The organism is Streptomyces sp. NPDC058697 (assembly GCF_042715345.1).
GTDB classification, from domain to species: Bacteria; Actinomycetota; Actinomycetes; order Streptomycetales; family Streptomycetaceae; genus Streptomyces; species Streptomyces liliifuscus.
Genome location: NZ_JBHXSU010000013.1, coordinates 96,639 through 122,421 on the forward strand (window position 1 = coordinate 96,639; position 25,783 = coordinate 122,421).

Annotated in this window: 25 protein-coding genes; 15 read left to right on the forward strand and 10 right to left on the reverse strand. The window is 70.2% G+C overall.

Annotated elements, in window-relative coordinates; genetic code table 11:
• Positions 1 to 180: 180 nt before the first annotated feature.
• Entirely contained in the window at positions 181 to 939 is a 759-nt protein-coding gene (locus tag ACFWXQ_RS28080; protein WP_383936262.1) for a potassium channel family protein, read from the forward strand.
• Positions 940 to 1,127: 188 nt separating this feature from the next.
• Here the strand turns inward: ACFWXQ_RS28080 and ACFWXQ_RS28085 are convergent, their stop codons facing one another.
• Together ACFWXQ_RS28085 and ACFWXQ_RS28090 are read right to left on the reverse strand one after the other, a co-directional pair.
• A complete protein-coding gene (locus ACFWXQ_RS28085; RefSeq protein ID WP_383945350.1) occupies positions 1,128 to 1,436 on the reverse strand; it encodes a small hydrophobic protein in 309 nt (102 codons plus the stop codon).
• Positions 1,437 to 1,747: 311 nt separating this feature from the next.
• A complete protein-coding gene (locus ACFWXQ_RS28090) occupies positions 1,748 to 3,367 on the reverse strand; it encodes an MFS transporter (RefSeq protein ID WP_383945353.1) in 1,620 nt (539 codons plus the stop codon).
• Positions 3,368 to 3,537: 170 nt separating this feature from the next.
• Here ACFWXQ_RS28090 and ACFWXQ_RS28095 point away from each other — a divergent pair, with 170 nt between their 5' ends.
• The 3 genes from ACFWXQ_RS28095 (at position 3,538) to ACFWXQ_RS28105 (ending at position 6,558) form a co-directional block, all read left to right on the forward strand.
• The gene (locus tag ACFWXQ_RS28095; protein WP_383945356.1) at positions 3,538 to 4,206 is read left to right on the forward strand and encodes a TetR/AcrR family transcriptional regulator; all 669 of its coding nucleotides are present in this window, start codon (positions 3,538 to 3,540) and stop codon (positions 4,204 to 4,206) included.
• A 173-nt stretch (positions 4,207 to 4,379) separates the two neighbouring features.
• Entirely contained in the window at positions 4,380 to 5,603 is a 1,224-nt protein-coding gene (locus ACFWXQ_RS28100) for an alpha/beta hydrolase (protein WP_383945359.1), read from the forward strand.
• Positions 5,604 to 5,661: 58 nt separating this feature from the next.
• Entirely contained in the window at positions 5,662 to 6,558 is an 897-nt protein-coding gene (locus ACFWXQ_RS28105; protein WP_383945425.1) for a DUF4429 domain-containing protein, read from the forward strand.
• An 85-nt stretch (positions 6,559 to 6,643) separates the two neighbouring features.
• Here ACFWXQ_RS28105 and ACFWXQ_RS28110 read toward each other — a convergent pair whose 3' ends face one another.
• Positions 6,644 to 7,660, reverse strand: coding sequence for an aldo/keto reductase (locus ACFWXQ_RS28110; protein WP_383945362.1), 1,017 nt, complete (start codon positions 7,658 to 7,660; stop codon positions 6,644 to 6,646).
• The gene (locus tag ACFWXQ_RS28115; protein ID WP_383945365.1) at positions 7,657 to 8,121 is read right to left on the reverse strand and encodes a MerR family transcriptional regulator; all 465 of its coding nucleotides are present in this window, start codon (positions 8,119 to 8,121) and stop codon (positions 7,657 to 7,659) included. Before ACFWXQ_RS28115 ends, ACFWXQ_RS28110 begins: the two co-directional genes overlap by 4 nt.
• A 96-nt stretch (positions 8,122 to 8,217) precedes the next feature.
• Between ACFWXQ_RS28115 and ACFWXQ_RS28120 the strand changes: the two genes are divergently transcribed.
• A complete protein-coding gene (locus ACFWXQ_RS28120) occupies positions 8,218 to 8,688 on the forward strand; it encodes a GNAT family N-acetyltransferase (protein WP_383945368.1) in 471 nt (156 codons plus the stop codon).
• A 111-nt stretch (positions 8,689 to 8,799) separates the two neighbouring features.
• Positions 8,800 to 9,627: a serine hydrolase domain-containing protein gene (locus ACFWXQ_RS28125; RefSeq protein ID WP_383945371.1), complete on the forward strand. Its 828-nt coding sequence runs from the start codon at positions 8,800 to 8,802 to the stop codon at positions 9,625 to 9,627.
• An 8-nt stretch (positions 9,628 to 9,635) separates the two neighbouring features.
• Here ACFWXQ_RS28125 and ACFWXQ_RS28130 read toward each other — a convergent pair whose 3' ends face one another.
• Positions 9,636 to 10,289: a pirin family protein gene (locus tag ACFWXQ_RS28130; RefSeq protein WP_383945374.1), complete on the reverse strand. Its 654-nt coding sequence runs from the start codon at positions 10,287 to 10,289 to the stop codon at positions 9,636 to 9,638.
• A gap of 80 nt (positions 10,290 to 10,369) precedes the next feature.
• Here ACFWXQ_RS28130 and fasR point away from each other — a divergent pair, with 80 nt between their 5' ends.
• From fasR to ACFWXQ_RS28155, 5 genes are all read left to right on the forward strand, one after another.
• Entirely contained in the window at positions 10,370 to 11,575 is a 1,206-nt protein-coding gene (fasR, locus tag ACFWXQ_RS28135) for a fatty acid biosynthesis transcriptional regulator FasR (protein WP_189838055.1), read from the forward strand.
• Between the two features lie 89 nt (positions 11,576 to 11,664).
• Complete coding sequence (locus ACFWXQ_RS28140) at positions 11,665 to 12,600, forward strand: ACP S-malonyltransferase (RefSeq protein WP_383945378.1); 936 nt, start codon at positions 11,665 to 11,667, stop codon at positions 12,598 to 12,600.
• 22 nt (positions 12,601 to 12,622) lie between these two features.
• Positions 12,623 to 13,654, forward strand: coding sequence for a ketoacyl-ACP synthase III (locus tag ACFWXQ_RS28145; protein ID WP_055611753.1), 1,032 nt, complete (start codon positions 12,623 to 12,625; stop codon positions 13,652 to 13,654).
• 71 nt (positions 13,655 to 13,725) lie between these two features.
• Positions 13,726 to 13,974 (forward strand): acyl carrier protein, encoded by a 249-nt coding sequence (locus tag ACFWXQ_RS28150; RefSeq protein ID WP_055611752.1) that lies wholly within the window; start codon positions 13,726 to 13,728, stop codon positions 13,972 to 13,974.
• Positions 13,975 to 14,060: 86 nt separating this feature from the next.
• Positions 14,061 to 15,332: a beta-ketoacyl synthase gene (locus tag ACFWXQ_RS28155; RefSeq protein ID WP_189838052.1), complete on the forward strand. Its 1,272-nt coding sequence runs from the start codon at positions 14,061 to 14,063 to the stop codon at positions 15,330 to 15,332.
• 151 nt (positions 15,333 to 15,483) lie between these two features.
• Here ACFWXQ_RS28155 and ACFWXQ_RS28160 read toward each other — a convergent pair whose 3' ends face one another.
• Complete coding sequence (locus tag ACFWXQ_RS28160; RefSeq protein ID WP_055611750.1) at positions 15,484 to 15,978, reverse strand: DUF3145 domain-containing protein; 495 nt, start codon at positions 15,976 to 15,978, stop codon at positions 15,484 to 15,486.
• 264 nt (positions 15,979 to 16,242) lie between these two features.
• Between ACFWXQ_RS28160 and ACFWXQ_RS28165 the strand changes: the two genes are divergently transcribed.
• A complete protein-coding gene (locus ACFWXQ_RS28165) occupies positions 16,243 to 17,157 on the forward strand; it encodes an SGNH/GDSL hydrolase family protein (RefSeq protein ID WP_383945383.1) in 915 nt (304 codons plus the stop codon).
• 96 nt (positions 17,158 to 17,253) lie between these two features.
• On the opposite strand, the gene ACFWXQ_RS28170 is transcribed toward ACFWXQ_RS28165, so the two are convergent.
• Entirely contained in the window at positions 17,254 to 19,671 is a 2,418-nt protein-coding gene (locus tag ACFWXQ_RS28170) for a glycoside hydrolase family 3 C-terminal domain-containing protein (RefSeq protein WP_383945386.1), read from the reverse strand.
• A 113-nt stretch (positions 19,672 to 19,784) separates the two neighbouring features.
• On the opposite strand from ACFWXQ_RS28170, the gene ACFWXQ_RS28175 reads away from it, so the two are divergent.
• Positions 19,785 to 20,414: a TetR/AcrR family transcriptional regulator gene (locus tag ACFWXQ_RS28175; RefSeq protein ID WP_383945389.1), complete on the forward strand. Its 630-nt coding sequence runs from the start codon at positions 19,785 to 19,787 to the stop codon at positions 20,412 to 20,414.
• On the opposite strand, the gene ACFWXQ_RS28180 is transcribed toward ACFWXQ_RS28175, so the two are convergent.
• Positions 20,401 to 20,787 (reverse strand): RidA family protein, encoded by a 387-nt coding sequence (locus ACFWXQ_RS28180; RefSeq protein WP_383945392.1) that lies wholly within the window; start codon positions 20,785 to 20,787, stop codon positions 20,401 to 20,403. The two genes, ACFWXQ_RS28175 and ACFWXQ_RS28180, sit on opposite strands and share 14 nt — an antisense overlap.
• A 95-nt stretch (positions 20,788 to 20,882) precedes the next feature.
• Between ACFWXQ_RS28180 and ACFWXQ_RS28185 the strand changes: the two genes are divergently transcribed.
• On the forward strand, positions 20,883 to 21,887 hold the full coding sequence (locus ACFWXQ_RS28185) for a LysR family transcriptional regulator (protein WP_383945395.1): 1,005 nt from the start codon (positions 20,883 to 20,885) through the stop codon (positions 21,885 to 21,887).
• A gap of 106 nt (positions 21,888 to 21,993) precedes the next feature.
• On the forward strand, positions 21,994 to 23,241 hold the full coding sequence (locus tag ACFWXQ_RS28190) for a pyroglutamyl peptidase (protein ID WP_383945397.1): 1,248 nt from the start codon (positions 21,994 to 21,996) through the stop codon (positions 23,239 to 23,241).
• On the opposite strand, the gene ACFWXQ_RS28195 is transcribed toward ACFWXQ_RS28190, so the two are convergent.
• Complete coding sequence (locus ACFWXQ_RS28195; RefSeq protein WP_383945400.1) at positions 23,231 to 24,043, reverse strand: EI24 domain-containing protein; 813 nt, start codon at positions 24,041 to 24,043, stop codon at positions 23,231 to 23,233. The genes ACFWXQ_RS28190 and ACFWXQ_RS28195 overlap by 11 nt on opposite strands.
• Before the next feature lie 9 nt (positions 24,044 to 24,052).
• A complete protein-coding gene (locus ACFWXQ_RS28200) occupies positions 24,053 to 25,621 on the reverse strand; it encodes a BTAD domain-containing putative transcriptional regulator (RefSeq protein WP_383945403.1) in 1,569 nt (522 codons plus the stop codon).
• Between the last annotated feature and the right edge of the window lie 162 nt (positions 25,622 to 25,783).

Below are 25,783 nucleotides of genomic sequence, written 5' to 3' on the forward strand. Positions count from 1 at the left end.
CGTGGGGGCTGGGCGCGCAGTTCCCCGCGCCCCTAAAAGCACACGGGTTGACGCGAGCCTGAAGACGCGGGTCGGCGCGCCGCTGAAAGGCCAAAAGACCAGAGGTGCGTCTAGCACAGTGCGGTAGGGGTGGTGTGGCCACTGGTCACGCCGCCCCTTCGCGTTTTCTACTATGCGCGCATGAAGCAGCAGTCGGCGCAGGAGCGTTGGGAGCAGCGTACGCAGCGGCCCTTGTTGGGGCTTGCGGTGGCGTTTGCCGTTGCCTATGCCGTGCCGATCGTGTGGCCCGAGGCCGACCGGGAGGTGACCTCCTGGTGCACGAGGGTGGAGTGGGCGGTCTGGGGGCTGTTCGCCCTGGACTATCTCGTACGGCTCGTTCTCACCGACCGGCGGCGGGAGTTCGTCCGTACGCACTGGCTCGATCTGTGTGCGGTGCTGTTGCCGCTCATCCAGCCGATCCGGCTGCTGCGGCTCGTCTCCACCCTGCTGCTCGTCGGGCAGCGGGCCCGGATCGCGCCGCAGATACGGCTGACCACGTATGTGGTGGGTGCGGTGGTGGCGCTGCTGATGTTCGGCTCGCTCGCCGTGCTGTCCGTCGAACGGGAGTCGCCCGAGGGCAACATCAGGACGCTGGGTGACGCGGTGTGGTGGTCGTTCACCACGATGACGACCGTGGGGTACGGCGACCACGCTCCGACCACCGGGCTCGGGCGGATGATAGCGGTCGGGCTGATGCTGTCCGGGATCGCTCTTCTCGGTGTCGTGACCGCCAATATCGCCGCGTGGTTCATATCGCGGTTCGAGTCGGACGATGTGGAGGAGCGGCGGCAGACCGCGGCGATCGAGGAGCTGGCGGAGGAGGTGCGCGCCCTGCGGGCGCAGGTTGCCGCGTTGTCCGAGCCGGCGTCTGTCGTTGCGGAGGAGCGGTTGAGCGGCTGAGTTGAGCGGTGTGTGCGGGTGTTCGTCGGGTGCGGGTGAGTGGGGGCTGGTCGCGCAGTTCCCCGCGCCCCTGAAAGACGGGGCTCCGCCCCTGTCTTTCAGCCTTTAGGGGCGCGGGGAACTGCGCGATCAGCCACACACGACCCGCTGCCGACGAACAACCCGCAGCACGGTCTCTCACTGTCCGGCTAGAACATCCCGTTGCCGGGGCCCGCCGTTCCGGCCATCCACACGATCGCCAGGATCGTGTCTATCGCGCCGAGTACGAGCGCGATCACCGCCGGCAGTGGGCGGGCGCCGTTCCAGCGGCGTCCCATGGCCAGCCATCCGCAGACGATCGCCAGCGGGCCGAGGATGATCCCCAGCACGAAGAAACCGGCGACCGCGCAGATGACTCCGATGATTCCAAGCGTCGCGCGGTCCGGCCCGCTCCGTGACCCCGTACGGCGACGTGAGCGAGGGTGCTTGCGCGTGGTGTGACCGAAGCCCGTCATCATCAACTCCCTGGACCTCTGAGCCGGCCGAATGCCGGCCGGTTCGGGCTCGGAAGTCGGGTACCCCGGGCCGTTCGGTTCAGACCCGTACCTTTTCTCCTCCGGCTTCCGGGGCGCGCTGCCCCCCTCCGGCAGCGCGCCCCGGACTCACCGAACTGCCCGCTTCCCACGGACCAGTTGAGAGCACTCTGACCTGCGGCGCGACCGATATGAAAGTCATACGGAACGGCGTCACCCTGATAGGCGAAAGCCCCGCCGGGTGAACTCGGCGGGGCCGGGCCGGAGATGGCCTACAGAGGTGAGCGACGGGCGGACTAGATGTGTCCGACTCCCGCGCCCGCTTCCGCGTTGGCACCCCGCTTGGTGAGGAAGGCGACGAAGATGGCCACGAAGGCCACACCGGCCGCGACAAGGCTCGCCAGGCTCATGCCGGAGATGAACGTGTCGTGCGCGACGCCCGTGATCTTCTCGGCGATCTCGGGCGGCGTGCCCGGTGCCACCGGCGCCGCGCCGACCTGAACCGCCTCCTTGGCCTGGTCGAGCTGGACCGGGGTGAGCTGCGGAAGGCCCGCGCCCGCCCAGTTGCCCGCGAGGTCGCCGTCGACCTTGGAGGCCATCACGGCACCCAGGACCGCCGTACCGAGGCTGCCGCCGATCTGCATCGCGGCCTGCTGGAGACCGCCGGCGACACCGGAGAGCTCCATCGGCGCGTTGCCCACGATGACCTCCGTGGCGCCGACCATGACCGGCGCGAGGCCGAGACCGAGGAGCGCGAACCAGATCGACATGAGCCCGCTGCTCGTGTCCGTCTCCAGCGTCGACACACCGAACATGGCGATGGCCGTGAGCGCCATGCCGCCCGCGAGCGGGATGCGCGGTCCCGTCTTGGTGATCATCGCGCCGGCCAGGGGCGAGCCGACGATCATCATGCCGGTGAGCGGCAGCAGGTGCAGGCCCGCGTCGATCGGGCTCATCCCGTGCACGTTCTGCAGGTAGAAGGTGACGAAGAACAGGCCGCCCATGAAGGCGATCGCCATGAGCACCATCAGGACCACACCGGCCGACAGCGCCACCGAGCGGAAGAGCCCGAGCGGGATGAGCGGCTCGGCGACCCGGTTCTCCCAGTACGCGAACAGTCCGAAGCCGAGCACCGAGATGGCCAGGAACGACCACGTCATGGCGTCGCCCCAGCCCCACTCGGGGGCCTTGATGAGCGCCCAGACCAGGCAGAACATGGCGCCGGACAGCAGGGCGATGCCGGGGAGGTCGAAGGAGCGCGGCGCGTTCTCCGCGCGGTGGTCGGTGAGGATCACCACGCCGAGTACGACCGCGATGATGCCGACCGGCACGTTGATGAAGAAGACGGACTGCCAGCTGACGTGCTCGACGAGCACACCGCCGAGGATCGGGCCACCGGCGGTGGAGGCGCCGATGACCATGCCCCAGATGCCGATCGCCATGTTCAGCTTCTCGGCCGGGAAGGTGGCGCGCAGCAGACCGAGCGCGGCCGGCATCAGCAGTGCGCCGAACAGGCCCTGGAGCACTCGGAAGACGACCACGAAGGCGATGCTGTCGGAGAGGCCGATGGCGCCCGAGGCCGCCGCGAAGCCGACCACTCCTATCAGGAAGGTCTGCCGGTGGCCGAAGCGGTCACCGAGCTTGCCCGCCGTGATCAGGGTGACGGCGAGCGCGAGGAAGTAGCCGTTGGTGATCCACTGGACGTCCGCGAAGCTGGCGTTCAGGTCCTTCTGGATGGCCGGGTTGGCGATGGCCACGATGGTGCCGTCCAGGGCCACCATCATCACGCCCACGGCCACGGTGAACAGGGTGTACCAAGGGTGGCCGCGCAGCCCCTTGCCCGGGGTCGGACCGGAGGCGGCGGGCGGGGCCTTGTCGGCCGGGCCGGTCGTGTCGACGGTGGTCTGACTAGTCATGCATCGAGGCTAATGACAGCCACTGACAGTTGACAAACCAATTCACAAGTCGGTAACTGTCACGTCACCCACGGATAGGCTCAGCTGGGCGAACGGACACCTGTGCGGATCCCTCCGGCGCGCCGGAGGGACGAATCAGAAGCAGAAGGACGAAGACGGGAAGAGGTTCCATGGACACGGCGTCACGGCCGGGGCTGCGCGAGCTCAAGAAGCAGCGCACCCGGGACGCCCTGGTGCGGGCCGCCCTGGAGCTGTTCACGACCCAGGGGTACGAGCGGACGACCGTCGACGAGATCGTCGAGGCCGTCGACGTCTCGCAGCGCACGTTCTTCCGGTACTTCGCGGGCAAGGAGGACGCCGCCTTCGCCGTCCAGGAGATGGCCGAGTCGCATTTCGTCGAGGCGGTGCGCGGACGCCCTTCCCACGAGGCCCCGTTGGAGGCGCTGCGCCGGGCCGTCATGGCGAGTTGGGACACCATCGGTGAGGCCATCGAGGCCGTCATCCCGCTCGAACTGCACATGCGGGCATTCCAGTTGATCGAGTCGACGCCCGCGCTGCTCGCCGCCCACCTGCGCCGCCATGAGGGACTGGAGGAGGAACTGGCGCGAGTGATCGCCGAGCGTGAGGGCCTCGACGTGGACACCGATCCGCGGCCGCGCGTGGCCATGGCCGTTTTCGGCGGGGTGATGCGGCTGACGGGCCGGCTCTGGGGCGCGGGCGAGGACTTCAGCGTGGCGGCGATGCGTGAGCTGACCGCCTCTTATCTCGATCAGGTGGGGCCCGCGCTGGCGGAGAACTGGCATACGGACGGCGGGAACGACCGTACGGACACTCAGTGACGACAGTCGCACGCAGGGTCGAACTCCGCCTGTGGCAGGGCTCGGCACGCACCTACACAGGGTGACCGGACGACTCAATATGCGCCCGGTTTTACCCAATTACCCCTCCTGAAACGTGATCCGCCTCACTCGGTTAACGCGAGACACTCTCGTTCTCCTAGTGTGTCCTTTCAGTGACTTCCTTCGACTCCACCCCCCAACTGAACGTCTGGCGCATGTTGCTCGCGCTGGCCGTGGTGTTCGTGATGCTCGGGACCACCGGCTGGACAGCCGTGCGCAACCACCGGGGCGCGACCACACCGCTCGCGGCGTCGCTGTCCGCCTGGGAACGCGGTCACATAGGCGGACATCGCCTGCCCGACCCGGACGACACGACGCCCGCCCGGCTGGCCCACTTCTTCGCCTCGCTCGACGCGCGGCAGCGGGTCCGGCTCGCCGCCCGCTATCCGCTGGCGGTGGGCAACATGAACGGGGCGCCGGTACAGCTCCGCTACCGCGCCAACCACATCGCCCTCGACCAGGCACGCAAGGTCGAGCTCAAACGCATGCACGACGACCGGCTCTCACCGACCGGACAGCACGAGGCCGGCCGCCGGATGCACCGGTACGAGGACCTGATGAGCGGCGAGCGCCGCATCCTCGCCTTCGACCCGATGGGCTCGGGCCGGGTCGCCGAGGTCTTCGGAGACCTGGACAGCGCCGAGCGGGTCTCGGTCGTGGTGCCCGGCGTCGACACCAACCTCCTGACGTTCCAGCGCACCAACCGGACGTACTCGGCGCCCGTCGGCATGGCGAAGTCGCTCCACAGCGCCGAGCGGGCCGCGAGCCCGGAGACGCGTACGGCAGTCATCGCCTGGGCCGACTACACGGCGCCCAGCGGGCTCGGCATGGACGCGGCCACCGGGATTCGCGCCGAGGAGGGCGCGGTCCGGCTCAACGCCCTGGTCCGGGCGCTGCCCGGACGCTCCGGCGTGGCCCTGTACTGCCACAGCTACGGCTCGGTCGTCTGCGGTGTCGCCGCGCACTCGCTGCCCTCCCGGGTCTCCGACATAGCGGTGGCGGGCAGCCCCGGTATGCGGGTCGAGAGGGCCGCGCAGCTGCGCACCTCCGCCCGGGTGTGGGCCGTACGGGACTCCGACGACTGGATCGAGGACGTACCGCATCTGGAGGTCGGCGGGCTCGGTCACGGGGCCGATCCGATGTCCGCGGAGTTCGGCGCGCGGGTGCTGTCGGCCCGGGGCGCACGGGGACACACGGGCTATTTCGTGCCCGGCACCGACAGCCTGCGGAACTTCGCCGAGATCGGGATTGGCGCGTACGGCGCGGTGCGCTGCGCCCGGGAGGATGACGTGTGCCGGGAGGGTTTGTCCGACACGGCTGAAGTCGGACGCGCGTAGAGAACGAAGAAAGTGCGGTCTGCTCAGGGAGGGGACTACGAAGCGCATGCCGCATACGATGGCCCGCATGGGTGACGTACTGGCCGGATTTCATGCCGCCTGGGAGTTCGAGTCCGACTCCGTGCTCATCCGCTTCGAACGGGGGATCCGCACGCCGAAGCTGTTCCAGGCGCTCGGTGAGCGCCGCATCCCGCTCGACGCGATCGCCGCGGTGACGCTCACGCCCGGCAAGCGCGGGACGGTCGTCCTGCGCGCCGAGCCGAGACCGGGAGCGGATCCGCTCATGGAGGCGGCGGCCGGACAGCTCAAGGAGGGGTCCGACCCCTATCGGCTTGTGCTGCCCGCCGAGCGGGAGACGCTCGCCGAGTACTACGCGGACGAACTGCGGGCGCTGCTCGCGACCAACGACCCGGGGCCCGCCGAGCGCTATCTGGTCCGGCCGCCCGAATCGCCGCTCCAGTTCAAGGCGTACGACGGGAAGGCGTCCTTCGACGGGAAGTCCGTGCACTTCCGGTGGTTCTGGACGGGGGCGTCCTCCGCCAAGTGGAAGGCCGGCGACCAGGGTTTCGCCGTGTCCGACCTGTGCGGTGTCGAGTGGCGCTCGCCCGAGGTCTTCGAGGGACATCTGCGGCTGCTGCGCCGTGACGGGATTTCCCAGCCGCCTCAGGCGGATCAGGATCCGGCCGCCGTGGTTTTCGGGCTGGGGTACGGGCCGGTTCATGAGTCGTTGCCGTTCGCGGCGTCGGTGCTCGCCGCTGTTCGGACCGGTGGGGCTTCGGCTCCCCTGCCCGAGAGTCCGGGGGCCGGAGCCGGGAGCGCGGCCGGGGCCGGGGCGCGGCGGGATCCGGCCGACATTGCCGACCGGATCCGGCATCTTGGGGAGCTTCATGAGGCTGGGCTCGTCACGGATGAGGAGTTCTCCATGAAGAAGGCCGAGTTGTTGGCCGAGCTGTGAGGGGGGCGGGGCTGCGGGGTCGTTCGTTGGCTGCGGACCGTCGTGGCTTGTCGCGCAGTTCCCCGCGCCCCTTACGGGGCGCCCTCTACTCCCGGCCCGCCGATACGAACGTCATGTCCGCGTAGCGGTTGCCTGATACCTGGGCGGCGATCTCGTCCAGGACGGCCAGTTCGGTCTCGGTCAGGACGATGTGTGTGGCCGCCGTGTTCTCCTCGATCCGGGTGCGCCTGCGGGTGCCCGGGATGGGGATGACCGGGAGGTCGTGGACGGACGCCTGCTGGTGGACCCAGGCCAGCGCGACCTGGCCCGCGGAGGCGTCGTGGGCCTTCGCCACCGCCCGGATCGGCTCCAGGAGGGCCGCGTTCGCCGCCGCGTTGTCGCCGGTGTAGCGGGGCTGATGACGGCGGAAGTCGTCGGCCGTGAGGTCCGTGTCCGCGTTCGCGAAGGAGCCGGTGAGGAAGCCCCGGCCGAGCGGGGAGTACGGGACCAGCGTCACGCCCAGTTCACGCGCCGCCGGGACCACACCCGCCTCGATGTCCCTGCTGAACAGCGACCACTCGGACTGGACGGCCGCGATCGGGTGCACCGTCTGCGCGGCACGGAGTTCGCCGCCTGTCACCTCGCTGAGGCCGAGCTGCTTGACCTTGCCCTCGCGGACCAGCTCGGCCATGGCACCGACGGTCTCCTCGATGGGGACGTCCACGTCACGGCGGTGCATGTAGTAGAGGTCGATCACATCGACGTTCAGCCGCTTGAGGCTCGCCTCCACGGCCTGCCGGATGTACGGCCGGTCGTTGCGGATGATCCGCTTCGTCGGCTCGTCCGGCGGGATCGTCATGGCGAACTTGGTCGCGATGACGACCTCGTCCCGGTGCGCCCGGAAGAACGGCGACAGGAACTCCTCGTTCTCCCCCTGCCCGTACGCGTCCGCCGTGTCGTACAGCGTCACGCCGAGTTCCAGCGCGCGCTCCAGCGTGGCGCGGGCCTCCTCGGCGTCCGTCGGGCCGTACGCGAAGCTCATGCCCATGCAGCCGAGGCCCTGTACTCCGACCTCGGGGCCGCCCGTACCGAGCTGTGCCTTCGCGATCCTGCTGTCCGTCATCGGGACCTCTCCGACGCCAGGGCCCGCCCGGCGTCCGCATAGAAATTGATCTTCCGGTCGAGCACCGCGAGGGTGTCCTGGAGCTCGGCGATCCGCTCCCGGACGTCCCGGCGGGTGGCTTCGAGCAGCTCGAAGCGGTCGGCGTACGTGTGGTCGCCCTCGCGCACCATCTCCGCGTACCGCACCATCCCGGCGACCGGCATCCCGGTCAGCCGCAGCTTGCCGACGAGGTCGAGCCAGTCGAGGTCGCGGTTGCTGTAGCGGCGCTGGCCGGTGTGCGAGCGGTCGATGTGCGGCATCAGCCCGATCCGCTCGTACCAGCGGAGGGTGTGCGCCGTCAGGCCGGTGAAGGCGACGACCTCGCTGATCGTGTACTGGTCCTCGCCGTCCGGACGCCGGGCCGCGTGCGGCGGGCCGGCACAGGTGTCGTTCCTGGTGTCCGTGGTCTCCATCACCGTCATGGCCTCAACGCTAAAACCTTGGAGTGCACTCCAAGCAAGCGGATTCCGATGAAATTCCGACGACATCGGCCGGGGTCCGTGGCTACCGTGCCGATCATGAGTCTTGTACGTCGTGCCGTGCCCGAGGACGCCGAGGAACTGCTCCGGCTGCGGCAGGTGATGATCGACTCCATGGCCGGGGCGGACACGTCCACCGACTGGCATGCCGAGTCCCTCACCACCGTACGGGGGCGGCTTGCCGATCCCGACGGGGGTTTCGCCGCATTCGTCGTCGATCACCCCGAGCGAGTGGGGGCGTTGGGGGCGCTTGTCGTGGGGACGGTGGAGTACCGGATCGGGCGGGCCGGGAATCCGCATGGGCGGATCGGTTACGTGTTCAGTGTGGCGACCGATCCCGGGGTGCGGCGGCGGGGGTATGCGCGGGTCTGTATGGAGGCGTTGGTGGGGTGGTTCCGGGAGGAGGGGGTTGGGCAGATCGATCTGACTGCTTCGGCGGAGGCTGCGCCGCTGTATGCGTCGATGGGGTTTGTTCGTACGCCTGATCCTTTGATGCGGCTGAAGTTCTGACCGGTGGGCGGCTGCGGGTGCGTCGTGGCTGGTCGCGCAGTTCCCCGCGCCCCTAAAAGACTGGGGTGCTGCCCGAACCCCGCTCATCACCCTGGTCGTAGGCTCTTGCTCATGTCTTTGGAGAGTCTCGTCCTCATCGAGAAGTGGCCCGTTCCTACCGTTGCCGCGGCCGTTGTGCGGGCGGATGGCACGGTGCTCGGCAGCCACGGTCCCGTCACTCAGCGTTTCGCGCTCGCCTCCGTCACCAAGCCCCTCGCCGCCTATGCCGCCCTTGTCGCGTACGAGGAAGGGGCCGTCGAGCTGGATGAGGCCGCCGGGCCCGAGGGGTCTACCGTGCGGCATCTGCTCGCGCACACCAGTGGGCTGGCTTTTGACGAGCATCGGGTGACAGCGGCGCCGGGGCTGCGGCGGCTGTACTCCAATGCCGGGTTCGAGCAGTTGGGGGATCACATCGCGAAGGCGACGGAGATTCCCTTCGGTGAGTATCTGAAGCAGGCGGTTCTCGAACCGCTGGGGATGACGTCGACGACGCTCGACGGATCGCCCGCGAAGGACGGGGTCTCGACCGTCGACGATCTGGTGCGGTTCGCCGCCGAGGTGCAGGCGCCCCGGCTGCTCGACCCGCGGACCGTCGCGGAGGCGATGACCGTGCAGTACCCGGGGACGAAGGGTGTCCTGCCGGGGTACGGGCACCAGAACCCCAACGACTGGGGCCTCGGCTTCGAGATCAGGGACTCCAAGTCGCCCCACTGGACGGGCAGTTCGTCCTCGCCGCGTACCTTCGGGCACTTCGGGCAGTCGGGGACGTTCCTGTGGATCGACCCCGACGCGGGAGCGGCCTGCGTGGCGCTGACGGACCGGGCGTTCGGGCCGTGGGCCGTCGAGGTGTGGCCCGCCTTCACGGACGCGGTGCTGGCCGAGCTCTCCGGCACCCCGTAAAAGCCTCCCTACGCCATCTCCCAGAACAGCAGCTCCGCCCCGTCCCGGGCCACCGCCTCCAGGTCCTTCGCGTCCGTGATGCGGGCCGCGTCGCCGGGGCTCAGCACCCAGCTGTCCAGCAGGACTTCGCCGCGTACGACATGGGCGTACACGAAGGGGGCGTCAGGGACGGCCGTGCGTTCGCCCGGCGCCAGGCGGCGTACGTGGAGCATCGCGGCCGCCTCCGGGACGGCGTACGGGGTGGAGTCGGCGATGCCGTGGACGACCTCGTACGCGGGGTCGCCGCCCGGCTCCAGCGGGGCGAGCCACATCTGGACGAAGAGGAGTGGTGTGTCGCCGTCGTTGCGTTCGATGTGGCGGACCCCGCCCGCCGAGCTGAGGCGCTGGACGTCGCCGGGGCGTACGACCGACTCGTGGCCGGCCGTGTCGCGGTGGGTCAGCTCGCCCTCGACGACCCAGGTGACGATCTCGGTGTGGCTGTGCGGGTGCTCGTCGAAGCCGGCGCCGGGCGCCAGGCGCTCCTCGTTGCAGGCGATGACCGCGCCGAAGCGGAGGTTGTCCGGGTCGTAGTGCGGGCCGAAGGAGAAGGCGTGCAGGGACTCGATCCCGGCCGCCGGGTCGCCTCCGCGGTAGCGCTCGTCGGCGCGCCGTACGTCCATCACGGACCCACCGTAGACCCGTCGGACGGGCCGTCCGAGACCCTCCGCCGCATACTCCCGTCCTGATAAGGCAGTCTTGTCCCGTGCCCGAACCCGAATCCAGCAACACCGAACGCGCCGCCCGCGCCGCCCATGCGCACGCCGCGACCCTGAAGCGGCTGGAGAAGTCGTCCGGCAGTCTCGCGGCCCAGGCGATCGCGCGCATGGACGAGACGCTGCCGTGGTACCGGGCGATGTCCCCGGAGAACCGGTCGTGGATCGGCCTCGTCGCCCAGGCCGGTATCGCCGCGTTCAAGGAGTGGTTCCGGCATCCGGACGCTCCCCAGGCGATCTCCACGGACGTCTTCGGCACCGCGCCGCGCGAGCTGACCAGGGCGATCACCCTGCGCCAGACCGTCGAGATGGTGCGCACCACGATCGAGGTGATGGAGAGCGCCATCGACGAGGTGGCCGCTCCCGGTGACGAGTCGGTGCTCCGCGAGGCGCTGCTCGTGTACGCGCGGGAGATCGCCTTCGCGACCGCCCAGGTGTACGCGCAGGCCGCCGAGGCGCGCGGTGCCTGGGACGCCCGGCTGGAGTCACTGGTCGTGAACGCCGTCCTCTCCGGGGAGGCCGACGAAGGTGCGGTGTCCCGGGCCGCGGCGCTCGGCTGGAACTCTCCCGAGCATGTGTGCGTGGTGCTGGGCACGGCACCCGACGGTGACAGCGAGCTGACGGTCGAGGCCATCCGCCGTGCGGCCCGGCACGCCAAGCTGCAGGTGCTGACCGGGGTGCTCGGGGACCGGCTGGTCGTCATCGCGGGTGGCAGCGACAATCCGCTCGGTGTCGCCAAGTCCCTGATCGGGCCGTATGCCGCGGGACCCGTGGTGGCCGGGCCCGTCGTGCCCGACCTGCTCGCCGCGACCCGCTCCGCGCAGGCCGCCGCCGCCGGCCTCAAGGCGTGTTTCGCCTGGCAGGACGCCCCGCGGCCGGTTCTCGCGGACGATCTGCTGCCGGAGCGCGCGATCGCCTCGGACCCCTCCGCCCGTGAACAGCTGGTGGAGGAGATCTACAGACCACTGGAAGAAGCGGGGTCCGCTCTCCTGGAGACGCTGAGCGTCTATCTCGAACAGGCGAGCAGTCTCGAAGGGGCGGCCCGGATGCTCTTCGTGCACCCCAACACCGTGCGCTACCGGCTTCGACGTGTGACTGACGTCACCGGCTGGTCGCCCTCGGATGTACGTTCGGCGTTCACGCTGCGGATCGCGCTGATCCTGGGGCGTCTGGCCGATGGAGATCCCCAGCTCTAGGCTTTTGTCGGGGACCTACAATTCCCCCTCCTGTTCTTCGTCCCTGTCCCCACGGGCGGCCGTGCCCATCCACAAGAGAGAGTGTGAGAGTGCTCGTACTCGTCGCTCCCGGCCAGGGCGCCCAGACGCCCGGCTTCCTGACTCCCTGGCTCGACCTCCCCGGTGTCCGCGGTGCCCTTGAGGCGTGGTCCGACGCCGTGGAGCTCGACCTGATCCGTTACGGCACCGAGGGGGACGCGGAGGAGATCCGTGACACCGCGGTGGCGCAGCCGCTCCTCGTCGCGGCCGGGCTGACCTCGGCGTACACGCTCTTCGACGACCCCGCCCAGCTGCCGCTCAAGGTCGGCGCCGTCGCCGGACACAGCGTGGGCGAACTGACCGCCGCCGCGCTCGCCGGCGTGCTCCCCGACGAAGAGGCCGTCCGCCTCGTCCGCCTCCGCGGGCTCGCCATGGCGGAGGCGACCGCCGCCACCGCCACCGGAATGTCGGCGCTGCTCGGCGGCGACCCCGAAGTGACGATCCCGCACCTGGAGAAGCTCGGCCTGACCCCGGCGAACGTGAACGGCGGGGGCCAGATCGTGGCCGCCGGCACGCTGGAGGAGCTGGCCGCCCTGGAGGCCGACAAGCCCGAGGGCGTACGCCGCGTGGTGGCCCTCAAGGTCGCGGGCGCGTTCCACACGCACCACATGGCCCCGGCGGTCGACACCCTCGCCCGCGCCGCGGCCGAGCTGTCGCCCGCCGACCCGACGGTCACGTACGTGTCGAACAAGGACGGACAGGCCGTCTCCGCCGGCTCGGAGGTGCTGGCCCGGCTCGTCGGCCAGGTCGCCAACCCGGTCCGCTGGGACCTGTGCATGGAGACCTTCAAGGAACTCGGCGTGACCGCGCTCCTGGAGGTGTGCCCCGGCGGCACCCTGACCGGTCTCGCCAAGCGCGCGCTGCCCGGCGTGAAGACGCTGGCGCTGAAGACACCCGACGACCTGGACGCGGCTCGCGAGCTCATCGCCGAGCACGCCTCCGCCTGAGCGCGTAAGGAGCCGACAGAGCATGTCGAAGATCAAGCCCAGCAAGGGCGCCCCGTACGCGCGCATCCTCGGTGTCGGCGGCTACCGCCCGGTCCGTGTCGTGCCGAACGAGGTGATCCTCGAAACGATCGACTCGTCCGACGAGTGGATCCGCTCCCGCTCCGGCATCGAGACCCGGCACTGGGCGAACGACGAGGAGACCGTCGCCGCCATGTCCATCGAGGCGTCCGGCAAGGCGATCGCCGACGCCGGGATCAGCGCCGAGCAGATCGGCGCCGTGGTCGTCTCGACCGTCTCGCACTTCAGCCAGACCCCGGCCGTCGCCACCGAGATCGCCGACAAGCTCGGCACGGCGAAGGCCGCGGCCTTCGACATCTCGGCGGGCTGCGCCGGCTTCGGCTACGGACTGACCCTCGCCAAGGGCATGGTCGTCGAGGGCTCCGCGGAGTACGTGCTTGTCATCGGCGTCGAACGGCTCTCCGACCTGACCGACCTGGAGGACCGAGCGACGGCCTTCCTGTTCGGTGACGGCGCGGGCGCGGTCGTCGTCGGCCCCTCCCAGGAGCCGCACATCGGCCCCACCGTCTGGGGCTCCGAGGGCGACAAGTCCCACACGATCAAGCAGACCATCCCCTGGGACCGTTTCCGGATCGGTGACGTGTCCGAGCTGCCCCTGGACTCCAAGGGCGAGGTCAAGTTCCCCGCGATCACGCAGGAAGGCCAGGCGGTGTTCCGCTGGGCCGTGTTCGAGATGGCGAAGGTCGCCAAGGAGGCGCTGGACGCCGCCGGACTCACTGCGGACGACTTGGACGTCTTCATTCCCCACCAGGCCAACGAGCGGATCATCGACTCGATGGTGAAGACTCTCAAGCTGCCGGAACACGTCACGGTCGCCCGTGATGTGCGCACCACCGGTAACACCTCGGCCGCCTCGATCCCGCTCGCGATGGAGCGGCTCCTGGCGACCGGCGAGGCGAAGAGCGGCGACACCGCGCTCGTCATCGGCTTCGGGGCGGGTCTCGTGTACGCCGCGACGGTCGTTACCCTCCCCTAGGCACACCGCCCGGATCCTTCCGGGCGGGAGTACCGCCACACCCTCTGGATACACAAGAAGGAGCGCCTGACATGGCCGCCACTCAGGAAGAGATCGTCGCCGGTCTCGCCGACATCGTGAACGAGATCGCCGGCATCCCGGTCGAGGACGTCCAGCTGGAGAAGTCCTTCACCGACGACCTGGACGTCGACTCGCTGTCCATGGTCGAGGTCGTCGTCGCCGCCGAAGAGCGCTTCGACGTCAAGATCCCCGACGACGACGTCAAGAACCTCAAGACGGTCGGCGACGCGACCGAGTACATCCTCAAGCACCAGGGCTGAGCCAACCCCCAGCCCCGGACGCTGCTAGCCCCGCCACCCGGCGGTGGCGCCGCTGAATCCTCGTATCCGTTGGAGAAAGAATTCCCGTGAGCCCGACCAATCGCACCGTGGTCGTCACCGGTATCGGCGCAACCACACCGCTGGGTGGCGACGCAGCCTCTACCTGGGAGGGCCTGGTCGCCGGACGTTCCGGCGTCGGCCCTCTGGAGCAGGACTGGGCCGCCGACCAGGCGGTCCGTATCGCGGCACAGATCGCCGTGGAGCCGGGCGAGGTCATTCCGCGCCCGCAGGCCCGCCGCCTCGACCGCTCGGCGCAGTTCGCGCTGATCGCGGCCAAGGAGGCCTGGGCGGACGCCGGTTACACCGACAAGGCGGGCGAGGACGCGGCGGTCGACCCCGACCGCCTCGGCGCGGTCATCGCCTCCGGCATCGGCGGCGTCACGACCCTGCTCGACCAGTACGACGTGCTGAAGGAGAAGGGCGTACGCCGCGTCTCCCCGCACACCGTCCCCATGCTGATGCCGAACGGCCCCTCGGCCAACGTGGGTCTGCTCGTCGGCGCGCGCGCCGGTGTGCACACCCCGGTCTCCGCCTGCGCGTCGGGCGCCGAGGCCATCGGCTACGCCATCGAGATGATCCGCACCGGCCGCGCCGACGTCGTCGTCGCCGGTGGTACGGAGGCGGCGATCCACCCGCTGCCCATCGCCGCCTTCGGCAACATGATGGCGATGTCCAAGAACAACGACGACCCGCAGGGCGCCTCGCGCCCCTACGACCTCGGCCGGGACGGGTTCGTCCTCGGCGAGGGCGCGGGCGTCATCGTCCTGGAGTCGGCCGAGCACGCCGCCAAGCGCGGCGCCCGCGTGTACGCGGAGGCGGTCGGCCAGGGCATCTCGGCCGACGGCCACGACATCGTGCAGCCGGAGCCCGAAGGGCGGGGCATCGCCCACGCCCTGCAGAACCTGCTGGACAACACGGACCTGAACCCGGCGGAGATCGTGCACGTCAACGCGCACGCGACCTCCACGCCGGCCGGTGACGTGGCCGAGCTGAAGGCGCTGCGCAAGGTCTTCGGTGACGACACCGACCACTTCGCGGTCTCCGGTACGAAGTCCATGACCGGGCATCTGCTGGGTGGTGCGGGTGGTGTCGAGTCCGTCGCCACGGTGCTCGCGCTGTACCACCGGGTCGCGCCGCCGACCATCAACGTCGACAACCTCGACCCCGAGGCGGAGGCCGCCGCCGACATCGTTCGTGGCGAGGCTCGGAAGTTGCCCGTCGAAGGGCGGATCGCCGCGCTGAACGACTCGTTCGGGTTTGGTGGGCACAACGTGGTTCTGGCGTTCCGTACGGTCTGATTTCAGCCGTATTTGTGCTTACGGTGAGTGGCCCGGGCTCCTCCTTGAGGAACCCGGGCCACTTGTCGTTCGTTGGATTTCGGCTGACCGTCGGTGGGGGCTTGTCGCGCAGTTCCCCGCGCCCCTGAAGGGGCGCGCCCGGCTGAAAGGTTCAGACCACCTGGTGGAGCCAGCGGACCGGGGCGCCCTCGCCTGCGTAGCGGAAGGGCTCCAGTTCGTCGTCCCACGGCTTGCCGAGGAGTTTGGTGAGTTCGGACTCCAGTTGCGTCTCGCCCTGCTGGGAGCGGACCAGGGCGGCGCGCAGGCGGTCCTCGGGGATCAGGATGTCGCCGTGGATGCCGGTCACGGCGTGGAAGATGCCCAGTTCAGGGGTGCAGCTGTAGCGCTCTCCCTCGGCGGTGGCGCACGGTTCGGCGGTGACCTCGAAGCGCAGCATCTGCCAGCCGCGCAGCGCCGAGGCGAGCTTGGAGGCCGTGCCGACCTCGCCCTTCCAGGAGAACTCGGATCTCCAGGTGCCGGGGGACGCGGGCTGCCGGATCCAGTCGAGGCTGACTCGCGTGCCGAGCACACCCGCGACTGCCCATTCGACGTGCGGGCACAGCGCACGCGGCGCGGAGTGCACGTAGAGAACTCCACGTGTCGTCACTGGGACCTCCGGACAGAGCGGGCATCTTGTACTTTGGCGGAACGTCAGTGGCTGGGCAGCCACGTGGCGAGGCTACCGTGCGGCGGCGCAAGGAGTGTGACGTACCGTCGGTCCCAGCGCCCGGAAACACGGAGGTTTCACCCGGCGGGACGCGTGGCGGGCACCCGGCCGGGGGTCCGGGGGTTGCCCCCCGGGAAAACACAGCCACCCAGGGGGACGCCCCTGGGGACGCCGCCGTTGCGTGACGAACGAGGGGAACTGGGGATGCGGAAGCGTGGTCACGGTTCACGAGGTGTCGCCGCGGCCGCGGTGGCGGCCCTGCTGGGAGTCGCGGGACTGGCCGGATGCGACGCCAGTGGCGGCGACTCCCCGGGACCCTCCGGCACCTCCGCGCGGGCCGCGAAACCGTCCCCCAAACCCACTCCCGACTGGGACAGCAGCCCGCGTTCGCTGGCCGCCGTCGGCGACTCCATCACCCGCGGCTTCGACGCCTGCTCGGTCCTGTCCGACTGCCCCGAGGTCTCCTGGGCGACCGGCACCGACACGAAGGTGAACAGCCTCGCCGTACGGCTCCTCGGCCCGGCCGGTGCGGTCCAGCGCAGCTGGAACTACGCGCAGACCGGCTCCCGCATGGCCGATCTGCCCGGCCAGATGACCCAGGCCGCGACGAGGAAGCCCGAGCTGGTCACGGTCATGGCCGGCGCGAACGACGCCTGCCGCTCTTCCGTGTCCGCGATGACCTCGGTGGCGGAGTTCCGCACCCAGTTCCGGGACGCGCTGACCACGCTGCGGGAGGCGCTGCCGAAGACGCAGGTGTACGTGTCCAGCGTGCCCGATCTGAAGCGGTTGTGGTCGGAGGGGCGGACCAATCAGCTGAGCAAGCAGATCTGGAAGCTCGGGATCTGCCCGTCGATGCTCGGTGACGCCGACGCGTTGGACTCGGCTGCGACGTTGCGGCGGGACACCGTGCAGGATCGGGTGGAGGCGTACAACTCGGTGTTGCGGGAGGTGTGCGCGAAGGACGAGCGGTGCCGGTTCGATGGTGGGGCGGTGTTCGAGTATCGGTTCGGTACGGAGCAGTTGAGTCACTGGGACTGGTTCCATCCCAGTAAGAATGGGCAGGCGCGGCTTGCGGAGATGGCGTATGCGGCTGTGACCTCGCGTACGCCTCCGGCGTGAGGGGTGGGGCGCCGTTTTGAGCTGCGGGTGCGTTGTGGCTGGTCGCGCAGTTCCCCGCGCCCCTAAAGACCAAAAGCCCAAAGCCCCAAGTGCGGGTCAGACTTCAACACTCGCCCTCAGCCTGCAGTCGGTGAGTGAGTGGGATGCCTCTAGCTCGTATGAGCCCTTCAGCGGGGTCCAGGTGTTGGTCTGTTCGTCCCAGGTCTCGAAGGCTCGGGGCGGGAGTTCGATGGTGACTGTGACTGTTTCGCCCGGGGGTGCCTCTGCCGTCGCGAAGCCCGCCAGGCGGCCGGCCAGGTAGATCTGGACGGTCTCGCGGCCCTTGCGGGGGCCGGAGTTGGTGAGGCGGACCGTGACCGTCCTGCCCGTCACGTCGATCTCGTCGTAGGTCCAGTCCGTGTAGCCGAGGCCGTGGCCGAAGGGGTAGGCCGGGGTGCGGCCCTCCTTCTCCCAGGCTCGGTAGCCGATGAACACGTCCTCGGTGTACGGGAGTTCGCCGTCGGTGGGGGTGACCTGGGTGACCGGGGCATCGGTGAGGGAGCCCCAGGTGGTGGGGAGGCGGCCGCCGGGCTCGTGGGTGCCGGTGAGGACGTCGGCCAGGGCGGCGCCGCCCTCCTGGCCCGGGAACCAGCTGAGGAGTACGGCGGACACGTCGTCGCGCCACGGGAGTTCCACCGGGGAGCCGGAGTTGACGACCACGACCGTGTCGGGGTTGGCGGCGGCTACCGCGCGGACCAACTCGTCCTGGCGGCCGGGGAGTCGGAGGTCCTTGCGGTCGAAGCCCTCGGACTCGACGCGTTCGGTGGTGGCGACCACGACGACCGCGGTGTCGGCGGCTCGGGCGGCCTCGACGGCTTCGGCGATCAGTTCGTCGGGGTCGCGCTGAGGCTCCTGGTGGGTGAGCGTGAAGGCGACGACCTTCATGGGGACGTGCTCGGGCACGGAGACGACGTGGCGCAGTGAGACCTCGTAGGTGTCACCGGCGGTCAGGTCCACCGTGGCGCGCTCGACCGGAGCGCCGAAGAACGTCACGAACGGGTCGTCCTTCTCCGCCCGTTGGACCTCGTCGAAGTACGTCGTGCCGTCGACCGTGAGTGTGAAGGCGCCGAGTCCCTTGATTCCGAAGGTGTGAGGGCCGCTCTCGCGCGGGGTGAAGGTGCCGGTCAGTTCGACGCTGTGGAAGTTGTCGTGGGTGACTCCGTCGGGCAGGTCGTCGCCCATCCACTGGAGGTGGCCGCTCGGTGCGGAGCCCGTTCCGACGACGGTGCCGGCGGCGTCGCGGCAGACCGCGCGCAGCTCGAATCCCATGTCGGCGGCGGCGAGTTCCTCGTTCGGGTCGGCGCCGACCGCGTACGTCAGGGTGCCCTCGGGCAGGGCGGCGGTGAGGCCGTCGAGCGGGGAGACGACGTGGGCGGGGAACACGACGGCGGAGCCGCCGCCGAGGACGCGGGCGTCGCGGGCAGCGGCGCCGATGAGGGCGACCGACCGGCCCTCGGGGATCGGGAGGGCTCCTTCGTTGCGTACGAGCACGAAGGCGCGGCGGGCGATCTCGCGGGCCAGCGACTCTCCGTCGACCTCCGCCGGGAACTCGGTGACCACCGGTTCGGCGCCGTCCAGGATGCCGACGCGGGCAGCCAGGCGCAGGACGTTGCGTACGGCGTCGTCGACCTTGGTCTCCGCCACCTCTCCGGCGCGTACGGCTGCGGCGAGTTTCTCGCCGTACACGGTGGTGGGTCCCGGCATGGCGACGTCCAGGCCGCCCTCGATGTCGGCGACGGTCGAGCGGGCGGCCATCCAGTCGGAGACGTTGAAGCCGTCGAAGCCCCACTCGCCGCGCAGGATCTCGTTGACCAGGTAGCGGTGCTCGGTCATCGTCGTGCCGTTGACCGAGTTGTAGGCGGTCATGATGCCCCAGGGGTGGGCGTTCTCGACGATCGCCTCGAAGGGGGCCAGGTAGAGCTCGCGCAGGGCGCGTTCGGAGACCACGTTGTTCACGGTGAAGCGGTCGGTCTCGGCGTCGTTGGCGACGAAGTGCTTGACGGTGGTGCCGACACCGCCCTCCTGGACGCCGGTCACGTACCCGGAGCCGATCCGTCCGGTGAGATACGGATCCTCGCTGTACGCCTCGAAGTGGCGGCCGCCGAGCGGGGAGCGGTGCAGGTTGACCGTGGGGGCGAGCAGGACGTGGACGCCCTTGCGGCGGGCCTCCTGGGCGAGGAGGACGCCGGCGCGGCGGGCCAGGGCGGGGTCCCAGGTGGCGGCGAGCGCGGTCGGGGACGGCAGGGCGATGGACGGGTCGTCGGCGGTCCAGCGCACGCCCCGTACCCCTATCGGACCGTCGGACATGACCAGCGACTTCAGGCCGATCTCCGGCAGGGCGGGCAGGGACCACATGTCCTGTCCGGCGAGCAGCCGCGTCTTCGCGTCCAGGTCGAGTTTCGCGAGCGCGGTCCCGACCACGGCCTCGCGTGCCTGGTCGGCCGGGGTGGACCGGGTTCCCTGGGTTCCCGCCATGGCGGTGCCTCCTCGTCGAAGTCCGTACCGTCCCTCCATCCTGCACGCGCGACCTGTAGATCGGTAGGTTTCGTTATCCGTACGTTACTTTCAGCGATCCGGGGAGTGCGCCCATGTCGTACGGTGACGTCATGACGAGCAGGGCCCCCCGGTCGGCCAGGAGCGTGGCGCGGCGTGCGGAGATCCTCCGGGCGACGCTGGAGGTGATCGCCGAGCGCGGTTACCGGGGCGCGAGTCTGGCCGCCGTCGCCGAGCGGGTCGGGCTCACCCAGCAGGGGCTGCTGCACCACTTCCCCACCAAGGAGGCGCTGCTCGTCGCCGTGATGGCGGAGCGCGACCAGTGGGACGCGATGCCTGCCACCAGGCTGCGGCTCGACCTCCTGGACCAGTTGGTCGAGTACAACGCGATGCGGCCCGGGATCGTGCAGACCTTCTCGGCGCTGCTCGGCGAGAGCGTCACGGAGGGGCACCCGGCCCGCGAGTTCTTCACCGAGCGGTACGAGGCGGTGCGCGCGAACATGGCACAGGTGCTGCGGGCCGAGTACGGGCAGCGGCTGCCGAGCGGGCTCACGCCGGAGCGGGCCGCCCCCCTGCTCGTCGCGGTGATGGACGGGCTGCAGTACCAGTGGCTGCTCGCGCCGGAGTCGGTGGACATGCCGGCGGCGTTCCGGGATTTCCTCACACTGCTGGGCGAGGGCCCCGGCCTCGGCTCCGCTCCCGGCCCCGGGGTCAGCGGGGGCTGACGGCGGCGACGATCTCCACCTCGACGAGCGCCTCCGGCTTGAAGAGGCGGGACACCTCGAAGGTCATGCTGGTGGGGGCGGTCCCGGTGAGGAACTCCCGTCGTACGGCGCCGTATTCGTGGAGCCTGCCGATGTCCGTCAGATACGTACGGATGTTGATGACGTCGGCGAGGGTGGCTCCGTGCGCCTTCAGCAGGGCGTCGATGGTCTCGAAGACCCCGCGGGACTGTTCGGCCAGGGTGTCTCCGTCGGCGATCTGTCCGGAGAGGTACAACATCGCTCCCCCGCCGTCGAGTTCGACCCGGGCGACCTGGGAGTAGTAGGCGTTGGCGGGCTGCGGTGCCGAGGGCGGGTTGTCGAGCGTCGTCTGCATCTTCACGTGTTCCTTCGGTGGTCCTTCGGTGGTCCTTCTTGCACGTGTTCCCGACGCTAGGCGTGGGCGGGTGATGCGACAAGCGAATGTCTAGCATGGCCACCATGCAGACACCGCATACCGCAAGTGATGCCGACGCCCTGGTCGGCGGGGCCGTGGGGGTGGGGACCGGCGGCCCGGACGACGTGCCGGACCTCTCGACCGTCTGGCTGCGGGTCTTCCTGGAGGTGGCCCGGCACGGGTCGTTCACGGTGGCCGGGCGGATGCTCGGCTGGACGCAGTCGGCGGTGTCGCGGCAGGTCGCCTCGCTGGAGGCGGCGCTCGGCGGGGCCCCGCTCTTCGACCGGCTGCCGCGAGGGGTCCGACTGACGGGGGCGGGGCGGGCGCTCGTCCCGCACGCCGAGGCCGTCACCGACCGACTCCGCGACACGGCACGGGAGTTGGCGTCACTGCGCGAGGCATCGAGCGGGAGACTGCGGGTCGGCGCGTTCGCGACGGCCGACGCGGCGCTGGTGCCTCGCGCCATCGCCGCCTTCCGCGCCCGGCACCCGGGGATCCGGCTCACCCGCGAGGAGGGGCTGACACCGGCCCTCCTCGACGCCCTCACCGCGGGCGACCTCGACCTCGCGGTCGTCTCCACGACGGGCCGCGCCCCGCTGGACGCCCACGAACTGCACCACCTCCTCGACGAGTCCCTGTACGTGGCCGTCCCGGCGGGCCATCCCCTCTCCGGCCTCCCGTCCGTCCGGCTGTCCCAACTCGCCGACGCCGACTGGATATCCGGCAGCTCCCGCCCCGAGGGCACCCTCCTCGACATGGCTCTGCGGCATGGTTTCCGCCCGCGCGTGGCACACGTCGTCGCCGAGTGGACGGCCAAGCAGGGGTACGTGGCCGCCGGGCTCGGGGTGACCCTGATCCCGGCGCTGGCCGCCGAGTCCGTACGCCCCGACATCGCTCTCCTGCCGGTCCGCGACGAGGGGGCGCCGGCCCGGGCGGTGTACGCGGCGACGGTCCGGGGCAGAGACCCGGAGCCGTCCACGCCGGCGTTCCTGGCCGCCCTGCGCGAGGCGGCGGCGAAGATCCCCTCGCCCCGCGCCTGACTCGCACACCCCCCGGATCACGCGGCATGGCGCGCGCCCCGTCCGTCACGCATACTGCCGCCATCCGACGACGGCCCCCACTCGCGACGGAAGGACCTGAACTACCTTGACGCACATACGTGTTCAGCTCGGTGCCCTCGGCCTGGCCCTGCTGACCGGCCTCGCGGCCCCGCCCGCCCACGCGGCGGAGGACACCGCCGCCGCGCCCACCGTGGAGGAGCGGCGACTCGACAGGGCGGCGCCCCAGGAGATCCTGGCCCGCTCCGGATTCGCCACGGTGGCACCGGAGTTCGTACGAGCACTGGGCAAGGCCCGTTCGTACGCGCAGGCCCAGCGGGTGGTCGAACGGCAGGGTGCGCGGCTGTGGCAGCGGGCGGTGGACCGCGCGCAGGGCCGGGGCCCGGCGGGCGGCGACCTGAGCCGGGACGACGACCGCCCGCTGTACTGGGCGCGGCTCGGCCTGACCCGTGAAGTACGCCAGTGGGAGCCGCAGTTCGGCCTCACCGAGGCCCAACGGACCCGCCTTCTCACCTCACTTGAGCGCACCTCTCGTGGGCAGGACACCATCCGCTACCCGCGCTCCAAGGGCATCAAGCGGATCCTGATGACCGGCTTCGACCCGTTCACGCTGGACCGGGACATCCGGATCTCCAACCCGTCCGGAGCCACGGCTCTCGCGCTCGACGGCACGGTGATCGAGACGGCGGACGGCCCGGCGCGCATCGAGACCGCCGTCTTCCCGGTCCGCTGGCAGGACTTCGCCGACGGCACGGTGGAACGCGCTCTGCGCCCGCATCTGCCCCGCGTCGACCTGTTCACGACGGTCAGCCAGGGCCGGGTGGGCCGGTTCGACGTCGAACGCACCAACGGGGCCTGGCGGGGCGGCTTCGGGGACAACGAGAACCTCTCCCGCACCGAGACGATCCCGGTCACGGATCCGGCCTCGCAGCCGCAGTGGACGTCAACGACCTTGCCGTACAAGGACATCGTGGCCGCGAGCACGGGCCGCTTCCCCGTGTACGACAACACCTCGGTGACCGAGATCCCGGCGGGCGGCACCACTCCCGTCGTACGCCCCGAAGGGCCGACCGCCGGCTCGACCGCTCGCGCGGGCGGCGGCGGGGACTACCTCTCCAACGAGATCGCGTACCGTGCGACGCTCCTTCGGGACCGGCTGGGCCTCACCGCCTCGCTCCCCGGCGGTCATGTCCACACGCCGGTCCTGCAGTTCGGGACGGGCAACACGGATCCGGCGAGCGGGACGGTCACCGACCCCCAGTTCATCCAGAACCGGCTCGACATCATCGCCCAGGTCCGGTCGATCCTGAAGGTGGCGGCGGACGTCACCGACTGAAGCGGGCGCCCTGCTCACCGTCTTCCTCTTCCTCTCCCTCGTCCCCTTCTTCGCGGGTCTCCTCGCCCATCAGATCGCGGGCCATCAAGGTGGCGCCCGCGACCGCGCCGGGCATCAGGAAGACGGCGACGAAGGGGACGAGGAAGGCGAGGGCCAGCGGGGTGCCGAAGCCCCAGATCAGCGTCTTGCGAGAGCGGAGCATGGTGAGGCGGTCGCGGAGTACGGCGCCTCGGCGTTGCAGGGCGACCGCCGTCAGTTCCTCGGTGAGGAAGAAGCCGGTGACGAAGAAGCCGATCACCGGTACGACGGTCTGTCCGACGAACGGGATGAACCCGAGCGCGAAGAGCAGTACGGCCCAGACCAGGGCCCTGGCCACGACCCGGAGGCTGTCCCCGGCCGAGATCAGCAGCTCGCGCCACAGGGGCAGGCCCGACTCGGGTGCCGTGCCGTCCGGGGAGACGTCCCGGTCCACCTTCTCCGAGAGGTTCTCGTAGAAGGGCTGGCCCAGGAGGAGGGTCACGGCGGTGAACGTGACCACGGAGAGGAGGAGGGCGAGGGCGAAGAGGACCGCCGTCAGCAATCCCCGGAAGAGACCGAGCCAGGGGCTCGACCAGTCGTCGGCGAAGGGGGTGGCCCAGGTGATGAAGTCGCTGCCCCAGAGGGCGAGCGAGACAAGGGCCGCCAGGTAGAGGACGAAGGTGATGAGGCCGGGGATCAGGCCCCAGCCGTACTGCCTGCCGTGCTGAGCCACCCATCGCTGGCCTCGCAACAGATAACGAAGGCCGACGCCAAGATCATGCATGGGGCAACCCTATCGAGGTCCGGCCAAGTGGCGGGTCGCGGGCTTCGGGTTGAGGACAGGGACCGACCGAATGACGGGTCCGCCGGGCGACGTCCGTGCGGAGGCATCGCTCAGCTCGCCGGCCAGCATCCACAGGGCGGAGCCAGGCTGTGCGGCTGCCCTGGCGGCGACAGCGCCGACCGCCAGGGGAAGGCCACCGCACGCCTCGACGAGCTCCGCCACGGCGTGGGGTTCGGCCGCGATCCGGTCGTGGCCGAGGTAGCGGCCCAGCAGGTCCCGTACGTCGGTGTCGCCGAGCACGTCCAGCGTCAGCAGGCGGGCGCCGTGGGTGCCGGCGAGACCCGCGAGCCGGTTCCTGCTGGTCACCAGCACGGTGCAGGTGGAGCAGCCGGGCAGCAGGGGGAGGACCTGCTCGGTGTCGCGGGCGTTGTCCAGCACGACGAGTATTTTCCGGCCGGCGGTGAGGCTGCGGTACAGCGCGGCCTGGGCCTCCTCGTCGGACGGGATCATGTGGGGCGGCACGTCCAGTGCGTCGAGGAAGCCCCGCAGCGCCGTCCTCGGATGCGTGGGGTGCGCGGTGGGGTCGGAGCCGCGCAGGTTCACGAACAGCTGGCCGTCGGGGAACCGGTCGACGTTCCGGTGGGCCCAGTGCAGCGCGAGCCATGTCTTGCCGATGCCTGGTACGCCACCGACGACGGAGATCACGAGGGCGCGGCCCGGATCCGCGGCCAGCGTCGCGTCCAGTTGCGCCAGTTCCCGGCCACGGGCGGCGAGTATCCATGGCGGAGCGGGTAACTGACGGGGAACTCCCGCCAGCTGGGTCGCCTGCGGCCGGACCGTGCTGCCGCGCAGCACCGATTCGTGCACGGCACGCAGTTCGGGGCCGGGATCCGTGCCCAGTTCCGTCGCGAGCTCGGCCCTCGTGGTGGCATAGAGGTCGAGCGCTTCGGAATCGCGGCCGAGCGCCGACAGCGCCCGCATGAGCAGGACCGACAGCGGCTCGACCAGCGGTTGTTCGGCGAGGAGGCGGCGCAACGGGTCCAGCATCCGCTCGGGCCTGTTCAGGCGCAGTTCGGTCCGCGCCCAGGTGACGGCGATGTCAAGGCGTTGACGCAGCCAGATCTCCCTCGTGCGAGCCGCCCAGCCGCCGGGCAGGTCGCACAGGGCGCGGTCGCGCCACAACTCCAGGGCCGTGGTCAGCAGTTCGGCTCGACGCCGGTCCGGGACGGCGGTGTCCTCCGCATCGCGAACCAGCCGGTGAAAGCGGTGCACGTCGACCAGTCCGGGGTCGGCGCACAGTTGGTAGCCGCCGCTCTGACGACGCAGTTCCACCCGTTCCCCGCCGGCACGGTGCGTCTCGTCCAGTACGCGCCTGATCCTGCTGACATACGTGGAGAGCAACCGGCGTGCCTCGACAGGCGGTTCGGTGTCCCACACCCGGTCGACCAGAGAATCCACGGAAACCGGCCGCCCGCATTCGGCCAACAGCACCGCCAGAACTATGCGCTGTTTGGTGGAACCCAGATTCACTGTCCGGCCGCCGACGGTTGCCTGAACAGGCCCTAATAAAGCGAACATTCGTGATCTCCCCCGTGGTGATCGTTACTTTTCGTTCCCCGCGAACAGCTCTGCGTGAACTTCTCCGCGTGCAGATTCCGTTCAACGTTTCTGCAACACCGGCAGACGATTCTAGAACCCGAACCACGGCACCTACGCACAGCAACCAGGAAAAGGAATGAG